This is a genomic window from Hoyosella levis (assembly GCF_026008515.1).
Taxonomy (GTDB): Bacteria; Actinomycetota; Actinomycetes; order Mycobacteriales; family Mycobacteriaceae; genus Lolliginicoccus; species Lolliginicoccus levis.
This window is the reverse complement of the sequence record NZ_BQYM01000003.1, coordinates 73,251-86,231: the sequence shown is the minus strand read 5'-3', so window position 1 is coordinate 86,231 and position 12,981 is coordinate 73,251. Positions and strand designations below refer to the sequence as shown.

General features: G+C 69.3%; 13 protein-coding genes. 9 read left to right on the top strand and 4 right to left on the bottom strand.

Annotation, left to right across the window (positions count from 1 at the left end):
• Positions 1-27 precede the first annotated feature (27 nt).
• From sigE to tatB, 4 genes are all read left to right on the top strand, one after another.
• Positions 28-726, top strand: coding sequence for an RNA polymerase sigma factor SigE (gene sigE / locus QC765_RS04400; protein ID WP_373876688.1), 699 nt, complete (start codon positions 28-30; stop codon positions 724-726).
• Positions 727-871: 145 nt separating this feature from the next.
• Complete coding sequence (locus tag QC765_RS04395) at positions 872-1,327, top strand: anti-sigma factor (protein ID WP_278313215.1); 456 nt, start codon at positions 872-874, stop codon at positions 1,325-1,327.
• Entirely contained in the window at positions 1,324-2,799 is a 1,476-nt protein-coding gene (locus QC765_RS04390; protein WP_278313214.1) for a S1C family serine protease, read from the top strand. The genes QC765_RS04395 and QC765_RS04390 overlap by 4 nt, the downstream gene beginning before the upstream one ends.
• An 88-nt stretch (positions 2,800-2,887) precedes the next feature.
• Entirely contained in the window at positions 2,888-3,301 is a 414-nt protein-coding gene (tatB, locus tag QC765_RS04385; RefSeq protein WP_278313213.1) for a Sec-independent protein translocase protein TatB, read from the top strand.
• Positions 3,302-3,706: 405 nt separating this feature from the next.
• On the opposite strand, the gene QC765_RS04380 is transcribed toward tatB, so the two are convergent.
• Both QC765_RS04380 and QC765_RS04375 read right to left on the bottom strand, forming a co-directional pair.
• Complete coding sequence (locus tag QC765_RS04380; protein ID WP_278313212.1) at positions 3,707-4,846, bottom strand: Mrp/NBP35 family ATP-binding protein; 1,140 nt, start codon at positions 4,844-4,846, stop codon at positions 3,707-3,709.
• Between the two features lie 88 nt (positions 4,847-4,934).
• Positions 4,935-6,248 (bottom strand): lytic transglycosylase domain-containing protein, encoded by a 1,314-nt coding sequence (locus QC765_RS04375; RefSeq protein ID WP_278313211.1) that lies wholly within the window; start codon positions 6,246-6,248, stop codon positions 4,935-4,937.
• Positions 6,249-6,395: 147 nt separating this feature from the next.
• On the opposite strand from QC765_RS04375, the gene QC765_RS04370 reads away from it, so the two are divergent.
• Both QC765_RS04370 and QC765_RS04365 read left to right on the top strand, forming a co-directional pair.
• A complete protein-coding gene (locus tag QC765_RS04370) occupies positions 6,396-7,346 on the top strand; it encodes an HpcH/HpaI aldolase/citrate lyase family protein (RefSeq protein WP_373876669.1) in 951 nt (316 codons plus the stop codon).
• A 37-nt stretch (positions 7,347-7,383) separates the two neighbouring features.
• On the top strand, positions 7,384-7,887 hold the full coding sequence (locus QC765_RS04365; protein WP_278313210.1) for a hypothetical protein: 504 nt from the start codon (positions 7,384-7,386) through the stop codon (positions 7,885-7,887).
• Positions 7,888-7,907: 20 nt separating this feature from the next.
• On the opposite strand, the gene QC765_RS04360 is transcribed toward QC765_RS04365, so the two are convergent.
• A complete protein-coding gene (locus QC765_RS04360) occupies positions 7,908-8,537 on the bottom strand; it encodes a DUF2461 domain-containing protein (protein ID WP_278313209.1) in 630 nt (209 codons plus the stop codon).
• 116 nt (positions 8,538-8,653) lie between these two features.
• Positions 8,654-9,370 (bottom strand): NUDIX hydrolase, encoded by a 717-nt coding sequence (locus QC765_RS04355; RefSeq protein WP_278313208.1) that lies wholly within the window; start codon positions 9,368-9,370, stop codon positions 8,654-8,656.
• Between the two features lie 107 nt (positions 9,371-9,477).
• On the opposite strand from QC765_RS04355, the gene nadA reads away from it, so the two are divergent.
• Genes nadA through nadC form a run of 3 tightly spaced genes read left to right on the top strand, consistent with a single transcriptional unit; the run spans position 9,478 to position 12,966 of the window.
• A complete protein-coding gene (gene nadA / locus QC765_RS04350) occupies positions 9,478-10,539 on the top strand; it encodes a quinolinate synthase NadA (RefSeq protein WP_278313207.1) in 1,062 nt (353 codons plus the stop codon).
• A complete protein-coding gene (nadB, locus tag QC765_RS04345) occupies positions 10,536-12,098 on the top strand; it encodes an L-aspartate oxidase (RefSeq protein ID WP_278313206.1) in 1,563 nt (520 codons plus the stop codon). The genes nadA and nadB overlap by 4 nt, the downstream gene beginning before the upstream one ends.
• Entirely contained in the window at positions 12,091-12,966 is an 876-nt protein-coding gene (gene nadC, locus QC765_RS04340; protein WP_278313205.1) for a carboxylating nicotinate-nucleotide diphosphorylase, read from the top strand. The genes nadB and nadC overlap by 8 nt, the downstream gene beginning before the upstream one ends.
• Positions 12,967-12,981: the final 15 nt, after the last annotated feature.

Genomic DNA, 12,981 nt, shown 5'->3' with positions numbered 1-12,981 from the left:
CTTGACGGGGAGGCGGCACGAAGCTTGATGTGGTTCTCGGGACCAGGAACGCGCGAGCCGTGGCAATCGAGCGGTGACGCCGCGAGGAGTGATGCCGCGATCACGGAGGTCGAAAAGGGCCCCGGAGAGCAGGGCAGGGGAGGCACCGCCGCGTTCGATACGAGCGATGGCGCCGTGCCACTGCCCAGTTGGGACGAGATCGTCCGGGAGCACGCGGATCGCGTGTACCGGCTGGCCTACCGCCTTTCTGGCAACGCGCACGATGCCGAGGACCTGACGCAGGAGACCTTCATCCGGGTCTTCAAGTCCTTGTCCTCGTACCAGCCCGGCGTTTTCGAGGGCTGGCTCCATCGGATCACCACCAACCTGTTCCTCGATATGGTGCGGCGCCGCAGCCGGATCCGCATGGAGGCGTTGCCCGAGGACTACGACCGGGTACCGTCCGACACCCCGGACCCGCAGCAGGTGTACCACGACACCCATCTCGATCCGCACGTGCAGCGCGCGCTCGACTCGCTTGCCCCGGAGTACCGTGCCGCCGTCGTACTGTGCGATATCGAGGGATTGTCCTACGAGGAGATCGCCGCGACCCTCGGCGTGAAGCTCGGCACCGTGCGCAGCCGTATCCACCGCGGTCGCCAGGCGCTGCGCGATAGCCTCGAGCACATGGGAGTGCTCGGCTCCGGCAGTCTCGTGCATGCTGCTTCCGGCCATGCGGGCAGCTGAGCAAGCCACGCAAGCGCGGGCATGGGTGCTGGCAAGGCCGCCCGCGACCGCGGGCCAATCCCGGTAGACTCTCCAAGCGCGCCACCTCTCGCGCAAGTGGCGTAGCGTGGAAACCGGTCAGATTCGCAGCAGGGGAGGTGTGACAATGGTGTCGGGACGAGGCGGCGGCGGATGGCGGTTCGCGGCATTCGGCGCGTGGAGCATCTTCCCCCACGGCCACGAGGACCGCAGCAGCACGCCACGCACGCAGCCAGCACCGGGGATCCTCGATGCGCGTTTCCTCCCCCCGGGGCAGCGCAGGGAGTTCCCCTCCACCGAGCACCTATCGCCGGAAGCGGTCGCCGCGTATGTCGACGGCGAGCTCGCGATGGGGCCATACTTGCGGGCCAGTGCTCACATCGCCCAGTGCTGCGAGTGCCGCGATGAGATCCACGCGCAGGGCCAGGCCCGTGCCGCGCTGCGCCGCGCCGATCCGGTCGGAGCGCCTGCCTCGCTGCTCAGCGCGCTCGCCCGTATTCCCACGAACGATCAGGACGTCGCGCCCGGGTTCCCGGTGGCGGCGCCGAGCCCGCAGAGGAAGCGACGCCGGAAGCGCCCGTGAACCACGATGACTCCACAGGGCCGCCGCGCCTCGAGCCCCGGCCCATCCAACGCCCCGCGATCGATGCCGCGACCTCCCGCGCGTTCGGGCGGCCACCTGGTACCGATGGCCCCTTCGCCAGCGAGAGCCGCTTCGAGGCACGCAGCGACCCGAGCATCACCGTCCGCGAGCCCGACCCAATCCTCGCCGAGGCATTCGGGCGTCCCGAGGGCAGCGGCGATGTGCTGCAGCGTGATCCGCGCGATCAGCGAGGCACCCCGCAGCCCGATGCCGCGCCCGCGGACCCCTGGCGGGATCCAGCCGCGCCCGTCACCCTGGGTAGCCCGGTCGAGGAGCCTGCTTCGCCTGCCTCGTCCACTCCCACGGCAGCGCTGCCTCCGCTGACCACCCGCGAGGTCCTGCTCGGCGGGCGCGTGTCCTGGCGGGCGCTCGCGACGCTCGGCCTCGTCGCTGTCCTGATCGGAGTCGCTGGAGGCCTCATTGGCCGTGTCACCGCCGAGGTCTACGAATCGCGCACCAGCACAAAGGTCAACGTCGCGCAGGTCGATGGCGAGGACGGCGATGCCCCCCGCGGGGAGGTCGTCGAGGTCGCGCGGGCCGTGACGCCCGCGGTCGTCTCCATCCGCGTGCGCGTCGGCAACCAGGCCACCACAGGATCCGGCGTCATCATCGATGAGGCCGGATACATCGTCACCAACAATCACGTCATCTCGATCGGGGCCCGCAACTCCGACGCCGAGATCGAGCTGCTGTTCTTCGACGGATCGCGAGCCAGCGCCACCATCGTGGGCCGCGATACCCGGACCGACCTCGCGGTGCTCCGCACCGATGCCGACAACCTCACCGTGGCCGAGTTCGGCAAGTCCGGCGAGGTGCAGGTCGGCGAGGAAGTCATCGCCATCGGCGCACCCCTCGGGCTCGACCGCACCGTCACCACCGGGATCGTCAGTGCGCTCAACCGGGCCGTGCCGCTCTCCGGGCCCGGCAGCGACACCGACGGCGTCATCGATGCCATCCAGACCGATGCGTCGATCAACCCAGGCAACTCCGGCGGGCCGCTCGTCGACCTCGATGGCCGCATCATCGGCATCAACACCGCTATCCAGTCGAGCACAGGTGGCTCCATCGGCCTTGGCTTCGCCATTCCCTCCGATACCGCGGCGCGGATCGTGCAGGAACTCATCCAGAGCGGACGCGTCGACCATCCCGCGATCGGCGTCACCGCGCGCACCGTCGTCAACGAGGCCGTCGCAGGGGCTCAGATCGCCAACGTCGCCGCGGGCAGCCCCGCGGAGGAGGCCGGGCTGCGCGAGGGAGACGTAGTCACCCGGGTGGGGGACCGTGAGGTGTTCAGCAGCGATGAGCTCACCGTGGCGATAGGCGAGCTTCCCGCCGGGGAATCCGTGACGCTGGAGCTGCGGCGGCAGGGGCGCCCCCTCGAGATCCAGGTCACCCCGCGCGTCCTTTCCTGAACCAGCTCAGCGCGCGCTCCGTGCAACACAGCGCCGATGGGCCGAGCGACACCGTGCCGCGAGCGGCGAATCAACGTAGTCTAATGGCGTGTTCAGCAACATCGGTTGGGGCGAGATCTTTGTTCTCATGGTCGCCGCGCTTGTCATCCTCGGGCCCGAGCGCCTGCCTGGCGCCGCCATGTGGCTTGGTCGCACGGCCAGGCAGGCCCGTGACTACGTCAGCGGTGCCAGCAAGCAGCTCCAGGAGGAGTTCGGCAGCGATCTCGACGAGTTCCGCAAGCCGCTCTCCGAGCTGCAGAAGCTACGAGGGATGAACCCGCGATCAATGGTGACCAAGCACTTGCTCGATGGGGACGATTCGTTCCTCACCGGCAATTTCGATGACAGGCGCTCCGCGGGCGCGGGCGGAAGCGGCGCGAACCCAGGGCGCCCGCATCTCAACCCCGAGCGGGCACCGCTCGGAATGGATGAGAAGCCGCCCATCGATCCTGATGCCACGTAGCGCGTCCAGATGGCTCGTAGCGCGTTCCGATACCGAGGAGGAGAACGATGAATGACGGTGGACCAGATAGGACCACGATCCTTTGGGCGGTCCTGGTCTCGCTGCTGGTGGTCCTGTCGGTCGTGTCCTTCTTCGTCAACAACTAGGCCGACCGGCTAGGTTGCAGCGGGCGACCGGGTTGCCGGACAGCCGGGTGGCGGCGGGCGACCGGGGCGCAGCGGCAAAAGCACCGGAAACCGTCAAACGCGATAGAAGCTGACCTGGGTTTTCCGCAACTTCTATCGCGTTTACCGACGGCCCGGCAGCCCGACGTCGGCTCAGCCCGGCAGCCCGACGGCCCCGCAGCCCGACGGCCAGCTGGGTCGCCCAATACGTCCGCTGCCGTCGGCGGCCAGGCCGGAAGTCCTAGCGCATGTGCCGCGTGGTGTCGATGCCCAGCGACATTCCCGCCAGTCCACGCTGCCGAACCGCGAGCTTGTCCGCGATCGCGGATAGCGCCTGCGCCGCGGCAGAGTCCGGCTTCGACAGGACGATCGGCATGCCCGAGTCGCCGCCCTCGCGCACGGTCGGGTCTAGCGGCACCTGGCCAAGCAGGGGCACCGTCGCGCCGATCGACTTGGTGAGGCGATCCGCGACGATCGCGCCACCGCCCTCGCCGAAGATGTCCATGCGGGTGCCATCGGGCAGCTCGAGCCAGGACATGTTCTCGATGACCCCGGCGACTCGCTGCCGGGTCTGAAGGGCGATCGCCCCGGCACGCTCAGCGACCTCGGCCGCTGCCTGCTGCGGCGTGGTGACCACGAGGATCTCCGCGGTGGGGATCAATTGCGCGACCGAGATGGCGATATCGCCCGTGCCGGGTGGCAGATCGAGCAGCAGGATGTCGAGATCGCCCCAGAAGACGTCCGCGAGGAACTGCTGCAGCGCGCGGTGCAGCATGGGTCCGCGCCACACCACGGGAACATTGCCCGTGGTGAACTGCGCGATCGAGATCAGCTTCACCTCATGCGAGATCGGTGGCAGGATCATCCGGTCCACCTGCGTGGGCTTGGCATCGGTGCCGAGCATGCGGGGGATCGAATGGCCGTAGATGTCGGCGTCGAGCACGCCGACCGAGAGCCCGCGCGCGGCGAGCGAGGCCGCGAGGTTCACGGTCACGCTGGACTTGCCAACGCCGCCCTTGCCGGAGGCCACCGCGAAGACGCGCGTGAGCGAGCCTGGCTGCGCGAACGGGATGACAGGCTCGTTCGAGTCGCCGCGAAGCTTCGTGCGGAGCTCGGTGCGCTGTTCGTCGTTCATGACATCGAGGGTTACGGTGACAGCGCCCGCGCCGGGCACGTCGGCCGCCGCGGCCTGCACCCGATCATGGATCTCGGTGCGCATCGGGCACCCCGACACCGTTAGGTAGATGGCGACATCGACGTCGCCATTGTCGGCGATGTCGATGCTCTTCACCATGCCAAGCTCGGTGATGGGCTTGCGTATCTCTGGATCCTGGACGCGCGCGAGCGCGGACCGGATGGCGGACTCACTTGGTGCGGACATCACTGACGATCATAGGCCCTGTAATGAGCCGGGCACCAAATCCCTCCCGCTGTCGTGCCACTTTGCCAGGACAGCGGGAGGGCTGGGATCAGAAGGGCAGCTGGATCTCGCCCACGCCGGGGATGACGATCGGCGGAGGCCCGGCCGGAGCCGGGGCCGGTTGCTGCTGCGCTGGTGCTTGCTGCTCCGGAGCAGGAGCAGGAGCAGGAGCAGGCGCGGGAGCAGGGGCCTGTTCCCCGGGCGGCGGGCAGAAGATCACGCAGGGCAGGGTCGGAGGCGGTGGCAGCAGCTCGGCGAGATCGTCGAGCGGCGTGCGGGGTGCCTCGGGCTCGGCATCTTCCTCGGCCGCATCGATCTCGAGCTCATCACCCTCGCGCTGGGCGAGGAGCTCGGAGGCGAGGGTGCGCGCGGATTCAGCAGTTCCGCTGCCGGGCGTGCCGGGGGCGGGAAGCTCCCAGGGCAGGATGCCGGCCGGGGGAAGGTCGGTCGGCGTCGGCAGTACGCCGGTGGCGTAAGCGGTGGCCCAGTTGCGCACATTGTGCAGGTAGCTGCGGGACTGGTTGTACCGCAGGATCGCCCGCTCCTGGTTCGCCGGGACGGTGAGGTCGCCGCCGGCATCACACAGGTACTTCGCCGCGGCGAAGGTCGCATCGTAGACGTTGTGCGGATCGGACTTGCCGTCACCGTTGCCATCGGAGGTATACATGGCCCAGGTGCTGGGGATGAACTGCATCGCTCCGACAGCCCGGTCGAACTGGTCGTCGCCGTCGACCTGGCCTCCATCGGTATCGCGGATGGTGGCGGTGTTCGGCGTGCTGCCGTCAAGCCGTGGACCGAGGATCGGGCGGAGTGTTCGCCCATTGATGTCGACGGCGCCGTTGCTGGCGTGGCCGGACTCGACCCGGCCGATGCCGCCGAGAAGCGTCCAGGAGATCCCGCAGCCGGGGCGCGCCTCCACCATGCTCGCCGCAGCGCGCTTGTAGGCGTCGACCATCACCGCGGGAACCGAGAACGCGCCGAGGTTGACCGCGACGTTCTCGAGTGCCGATCCGACCGCGTGGTCCAGCTGGGCGAGTGCCTCGTCGGGATCGAGCCCGGCCGCGCGGGCAGCATCATCGACCGCGATGGAGCGTGCGCTGCGCAACGGCGCCGGCGTACGCAGCTCGGGGGTAGCGATGCCCACGACCGCGGCCTCGTTCGTCGAGGTCGCCGCATGGCGGATCGCGACATCCGCGATCGCGGTGGCCTGAGCCTGCTGGGCGACCGTATCGGCATGCTCGCGGTCGGAGCCTGCGGCGATGCCGAACAATCCCACGGGGAGCAGGGCGGCCAGCGCGAGAATGCTGGTGGGGTTGTGGCCCGGCTGGGTCGACCGTGACCGGGTGCGGGGAAGCTTCGGCACTGGCTGGTTCCTCACCTTCGTCGTCAAAACGTGACTTACTTTACAGTCTTGTTGCAACCTCTCGCGTACCGAATGGGTGGTATTGGGGCAGAGGCGCGAAAACTCTCAGGAAACGTTGGTGGGGATGTACCGCCAAGGAGGCGTGCGATGACCATGGAAAGATCCGCCCGGCGCACCATTCTTGCAGTTCCAGGTAGTAATCCGCGGATGATCGACAAGGCGCGGGGACTGTCGTGCGATGCGGTCCTGCTCGACCTCGAGGATGCTGTCGCGGCGGCGGCGAAGGACGCTGCGCGCCAGCGGGTGGTCGAGGCGCTCGTGGCGGGGGGCTGGGGCGACCGGGTGCGGACGGTGCGGGTCAACGCGTGGAGCACGCCATGGACGCACCGGGATGTCATCGACATCGTGGCGGGAGCGGGCGGGGAGATCGACGCGATCGTGCTGCCCAAGGCGGATCACCCTGGTCACGTTCATGCGCTATCCCTGCTGCTCGATCAGCTCGAGGCGCTCCACGGGCTGCCGGTCGGGGGCATCGGCATCGAGGCGCAGATCGAGTCGGCGGTCGCGCTGCGGCGGATCGACGAGATCGCTGCGGCGAGCCCGCGCCTGGTCTCTCTGGTCCTCGGGCCTGCCGACATGATGGCAAGCCTGGGGATCCGGACACTGCGCGTCGGTGACCAGCCGCCGGGCTACGAGCCTGGCGATGCCTATCATCACGCGTTGATGAGCATCCTGGTCGCGGCGCGGGCCCATGGCGTGCAGGCCATCGACGGGCCATTCGTCGATATTGGCGATCCCGATGCTTTCGAGCGGGCGGCGCGGCGGACGGCGGCACTGGGCTATGACGGCAAGTGGGTGATCCATCCCTCGCAGATCGAGCGGGGCAACGCCGCGTTCACGCCTTCCCCGGGAGAGCTCGAGCGGGCGAAGCGCCTGCTTGGCGCGTACGAGGAGGCCACTTCGCGAGCGGGCGGGGCGCGGGGCGCGATCATGCTGGACGGCGAGATGGTCGATGAGGCGGGCCGCGCGCTCGCTCGCTCCATCGTGGCCCGGTCGGTGGTTTCCCGCGCTGCGCCGGAGGAGCAGGGCCGTTCCTAGCGCGCGGATCCCTCGTTGGCTCGCGTACCGTGGGGCCGTGGCGCGAATCCTTCTCCTCGGCGTGATCCTTGGTCTCGGCGCGGCCGCCGCGTGGGCCGTGGTGGCCCCGTCGGTGCCGACGCTCATCGCTGAGGAGGGCACGGCGACCCTTCCGGGCGAGAGCACTGCTGTTTTCGACGCCGTGATGTACTTCGCTGGCATCACCGTGATCGCGGGGATCGTGCTGGGCATCGGGGCGTGGCTGGTGGTTGCTGCGCGCGGGCCGCTCGGAGTTGTGATGCTGGCGGCGACGGCGGGCCTCGGTGCATGGATCACCGCGAGCGTGGGCACGCTGCTCGCGGGAATGCGGAGCGAGGATGCTGAGGCCGTGGGGGATCTCACGCTGGTATCGGTGCCTCCGGAGATGGGGCTGTGGCAGGCCCTGCTCATCCAGCCCCTGGTCGCGGTGTTCGTCTACTTTGTTGCTGCGGGAATGAGCGATGATCCCGGCCTTGGAGTGGAGGCGCGATCGCAGCGTCGGCGGGATCTCGCTGACGCGTGAGCAGCGCGCCCTCAACTGCCCTAGGCGATGTTGCGGGCTAGCCACTCGACGAACGGCCGTAGTTCCCGCCACGTGGCGCGGACGCGGTCGAGCGCTTCCGGCGTGCTGAGCCAGTCCGGGGAGACATGCTTCTGGCCGACGGTGATCGATTTGTGCCGTAGCAGGGTGATCCGTGGGTGGTCCGGGGCGAAGCCGCGCGGCTGCGTCTTCAGCTGTTCCCCGCCCACCTCGTAGTCCGCGCGCAAGCTGGCGACGATCGCCTCGAGCTCCGGTCCCGTCGTGTCGTCGTCGACGGCCTGCCGGTACGCGGTGATCTCGGTGGCCGATCCGCCGTAGAATCCAGCGCCGATGAAGATTCCCGCCGCATCGATCTGGACGTACCATCCGGAGTTCTGGCCCGAACCGACGTACGCGCCCTGGTGGGTCTTGTAAGGGGCCTTGTCCTTGGAGAACCGCACGTCCCGGTTCGGCCGGAAGAGCTTCGCCGGGCCGAACTCTGCCTCGAGGCGGCTGAGCATCGCGACCATCGGGCCTTTCACGGCGTCGTCGTAGATGTGCTTGTTCGACGTCCAGAACTGTTTCGAGTTGTCCGCCTCGAGGTCCTCGTAGAAGTTCAGCGCGGCAACAGGGAAACCAGTGAACTCGTTCATCATCGGTCCTTGTGATCGACTGGACGTCGGTGCCGGCGCATGGCTTCCGCGCGGCATCCTGTGGCGATCCTCCCACTCTACGGAAGCGCGATAGCGCGCGGTTTCGCAGCGGACGACTAGGTGGGCGGGCGCAGCGCCGCGAACTCGTCGGTGACCCGGTAGTCGGTGTCGGTGTAGCGGTAGAGGGCCGCGGGCCGCCCGCCCGTGCGGCCGGACGGTGCCGTGGTTCCGGTGGGTGTGATCACGCCGCGCCGACCGAGAACGCGCTGCAGGTTGGTCGCATCGACGGGGTAGCCGAGGGCCGCGCTGTAGATGGTCCTGAGCGTGGAGACGGTGAACTCTCCGGGCGCGAGGGCGAAGCCGATATTGGTGTAGGACAGCTTCGCGGCGAGCCTGCTGCGCGCGTGGTCCACCACGATCCGGTGGTCGAACGCCATGCCGGGCAGCCGCGCGACCGGATGCCAAGTCGTGTCGGCGGGCAGCTCCGGCTCGGCCTGGCAGGGGATGAGCCCGAGGAACGTCGAGGCGATAACCCGTCGACCGGGGACGCGGCTCGGATCGCTGAACACCGAGAGCTGCTCGAGGTGGGCGAGCTCGCGGACGTCGACCTTCTCGGCGAGCTGGCGGCGGGCAGACGTGGGAAGATCCTCGTCGTCCCGGAGCCTCCCACCGGGCAGCGACCACGTGCCGGGCATCGGGGGGAGCGCCCGCTGCCAGAGCAGGACGCATAGCTCGGGGGTGGCGCGGGGACTCCCCTCCGGGTGCCCGGGGCCGGGGCGCACCTGGAACACGGCTACCAGTACTTCGTGCGCGGTGATAGTATTGACATTCACGTTTTCGATTGTAAGTCGAAAACTGATGCGAGGGGGCGGACCACGCCGTTCCCGCGCAAGGCTCCGGGCATCGGCCCCGGAAACACCAGATCGTGAGGAGACCGGCCATGACGACCTCAGTGACAACGCCGCTGTACCTGACCGACACCACGGTGCGGCTGCTCGGCCAGCTCACCGACGGTCCCACCGGATACGGCGGAGTGGCCGCCACCCCGGAATGGGCGCAGGAGGTCCGGCGCCTCGCGCGCGAGCGCAACGCCACCATTCTCGCGCACAACTACCAGTTGCCCGAGATCCAGGACGTCGCCGACCACGTCGGTGATTCCCTCGCCCTCTCGCGCCTCGCCGCCGAGGCCAGCGAGGGCACGATCGTCTTCTGTGGCGTGCACTTCATGGCGGAGACCGCGAAGATCCTCTCCCCGGAGAAGACCGTCCTTATCCCGGACCAGCGCGCAGGCTGCTCCCTCGCCGACTCCATCACCGCCGATGAGCTGCGCGAATGGAAGGCCGACCACCCCGGCGCGATGGTCGTGTCCTACGTCAACACCACCGCGGAAGTGAAGGCGCTCACCGACATCTGCTGCACCTCGTCGAACGCGGTGGACGTCGTCAACTCGATCGACCCGGGCACCGAGGTGCTCTTCCTGCCCGACCAGTTCCTCGGTGCGCACGTCAAGCGCGTCACCGGCCGCGAGAACATGCACATCTGGGCGGGGGAGTGCCACGTCCATGCCGGGATCAACGGCGACGAGCTCGCCGAGCAGGCGCGCAGCCACCCCGACGCGGACCTGTACGTCCACCCGGAGTGCGGCTGCGCCACCTCGGCGCTATACCTCGCCGGCGAGGGGGCTGTCCCGTCGGATCGCGTGAAGATCCTCTCCACCGGAGGCATGCTCGACGCTGCTCGCACGACAGGCAAGAGCGAGGTGCTCGTCGCCACCGAGGTGGGCATGCTCCACCAGCTGCGCCGGGCCGCGCCCGATGTCGACTTCCGCGCCGTCAATGATCGCGCCTCGTGCAAGTACATGAAAATGATCACGCCAGCCGCGCTGCTGCGCAGCCTCGTCGAGGGCGCCGACGAGGTGCACGTCGACCCTGACGTCGCGGCAGCCGGGCGCAAGTCGGTGCAGCGGATGATCGAGATCGGCAACCCTGGCGGCGGCGAGTGAGCAACCCCGCGCGGGAGTGGGAATGCGCGGCGGACGTCCTCGTGGTGGGCGCGGGGATCGCCGGGCTCACCACGGCACTCGCGGCGCGCGCGCGGGGACTGCGCGTGATGGTCATCGCGACGTCGACGACCAGGACCGCCACGGCCCTCGCCCAGGGGGGCGTCGCGGTAGTCGATGGCGACGATCCCCTCGACAGCCCAGCGCTGCACGTCGCGGACACGATCGCGGCCGGGGCGGGCCTGGTCGAGCCACATGCCGCCCAGCTAGTGGTCGCCCAGGGCGCGGCGGCGATCGCGACCCTCATCCAGCGCGGTGCGCGGTTCGATCGCGATGAGCACGGCACGCTCCGGCGGACCACGGAAGGCGGCCATTCCCGCCCGCGCATCATCCATGCCGGGGGCGATGCAACGGGTGCCGAGATCCAGCATGCGCTCGGTCGCGCGGCGCAGCATGAGCATCCGGGCATCGTCGTGCTCGGCGGCTCCACCATCACCGACCTGGCCGTGCAGGCCGGTGCCGTGCACGGTGCAAGGGCCCTCGACGAGGCCGGCGCCACCGGGATCATCCACGCCCCGGCCGTCGTGCTGGCCACGGGCGGGCTAGGCCAGCTGTACGAGGTGACCACCAATCCTGCTGGCGCGCGCGGCGACGGGATCGACCTGGCGCTGCGGGCCGGGGCGGCAGTGGCGGACATGGAGTTCGTGCAGTTCCACCCCACCATGCTCTACCTTCCTGGCGCGAGCGGCACCCGTCCGTTGATCAGCGAAGCCGTGCGGGGCGAGGGCGCGATCCTGCTGGACCACGACGGCCAGCGCGTCACCTCCCCGGTCGACGGGGGAGACCTCGCTCCTCGCGACATCGTCGCCCGCGCTATCGCCGACCGCATGGCACGCACCGGCACCAAGCACGTGTACCTCGATGCCCGCCATGTCCCGGCCTTCGCGAAGCGGTTCCCGACGATCAACCGGCTGTGCCGGGCGGAAGGAATCGAGCCCGCGCACGATCTCATCCCCGTGGCGCCCGGCGCGCACTACCACTGCGGCGGAATCAGCACCGATACGTGGGGACGCACGACCGTGCCGGGTCTCTACGCCGTCGGTGAGGTAGCGCGCACGGGGCTGCACGGCGCGAACCGGCTCGCCTCCAACAGCCTCCTCGAGGCCGCGGTGATGGGGGACCGGACGGCACAGGCGATCTCCGCGGACGATCTGCCGCGAGACCGGGCCAGCTTCGAGCGCTCCAGCTGTGACGGGCCTGCGCTCGAGCCCGGCGCCATCCCGCTCGCCGCCATCCAGGGCCTCATGAGCAGGCACGCCGGTGTCGTGCGCGACGAGGACGGCCTGGAGCCACTCGCTAGCAAGCTTGACGACGCCACATCCGGGCCCGCGCTGGTGGCTCGCGCGATCGTCCACGCGGCCCTGCACCGGCGCGAGACCCGCGGCTGCCACACCCGATCCGACCATCCCCGCAGCGATCCGGCGGCAGCGCGGAGCACCACGATCCGCTACGCGCACGGCGCGATCGTCGCCGACGACCTGGAGGTTCCCGTCCATGCCTGACCCTGTCATCGCGCTGGCTCCCGCGGAGCTCGAGGAAGCACTCGTCGTGGTCCGCGCCGCGCTCCATGAGGACCTCCGCTACGGGCCCGACATCACCTCGGAAGCCACCATCGCTGCCGGAGCACGCTTGCGCGCGGACGTTGTCTCCCGCGCCCACGGAGTCATCGCGGGTACTGGAATCGCCGGGCTCGTGCTCGACGAGGTCATCGGAGCGGGCAACTACGACCTGGACATTCGTGCAAGCGATGGCACGCGCGTCGAGCCCGGCGACGTCATCCTCGCCATCGACGCCCCGGCCCGTGGACTGCTCACCGCCGAGCGCACGATGCTCAACCTGATGTGCCACCTCTCCGGGATCGCCACGGAAACGGCGCGCTGGGTCGAGGCCATCGAGGGCACCGGCGCGCGGATCCGCGATACCCGCAAGACACTGCCGGGGCTCAGGGCGTTGCAGAAGTACGCCGTCCGCGCCGGTGGTGGCGAGAACCACCGCATGGGGCTCGGTGATGCGGCACTGATCAAGGACAATCATGTCGCCGCCGTCGGCTCGATCGTCGCGGCGCTGGACGCGGTCCGCGCGCGCCATCCTGGCGTGCCATGCGAGGTGGAGGTTGACTCGCTCGAGCAGCTCGACGAGGTCCTCGCGGCTGGTGCGGAGCTCGTCCTTCTCGATAACTTTCCCGCCTGGCAGACCCAGATCGCGGTCCAGCGCCGGGATCGCAGCGCCCCCGCCACCAAGCTCGAGTCCTCCGGTGGACTAAGCATCGACGTGGCCCGCGACTACGCCGGAACAGGCGTCGACTACCTCGCCATCGGTGCGCTCACCCACTCGGTAGTGGTTCTCGATCTCGGGCTCGACATCCCCTGACCCCGCCGGGTACCT

Excerpts from the sequence above, each read along its gene's own strand:
- sigE (WP_373876688.1), top strand. The coding sequence starts at position 28 with ATGTGGTTCTCGGGACCAGGAACGCGCGAGCCGTGGCAATCGAGCGGT.
- QC765_RS04395 (WP_278313215.1), top strand. The coding sequence starts at position 872 with ATGGTGTCGGGACGAGGCGGCGGCGGATGGCGGTTCGCGGCATTCGGC.
- QC765_RS04380 (WP_278313212.1), bottom strand. The coding sequence starts at position 4,846 with ATGTCCGCACCAAGTGAGTCCGCCATCCGGTCCGCGCTCGCGCGCGTC.
- QC765_RS04370 (WP_373876669.1), top strand. The coding sequence starts at position 6,396 with ATGACCATGGAAAGATCCGCCCGGCGCACCATTCTTGCAGTTCCAGGT.
- QC765_RS04360 (WP_278313209.1), bottom strand. The coding sequence starts at position 8,537 with ATGAACGAGTTCACTGGTTTCCCTGTTGCCGCGCTGAACTTCTACGAG.
- nadA (WP_278313207.1), top strand. The coding sequence starts at position 9,478 with ATGACGACCTCAGTGACAACGCCGCTGTACCTGACCGACACCACGGTG.
- nadC (WP_278313205.1), top strand. The coding sequence starts at position 12,091 with ATGCCTGACCCTGTCATCGCGCTGGCTCCCGCGGAGCTCGAGGAAGCA.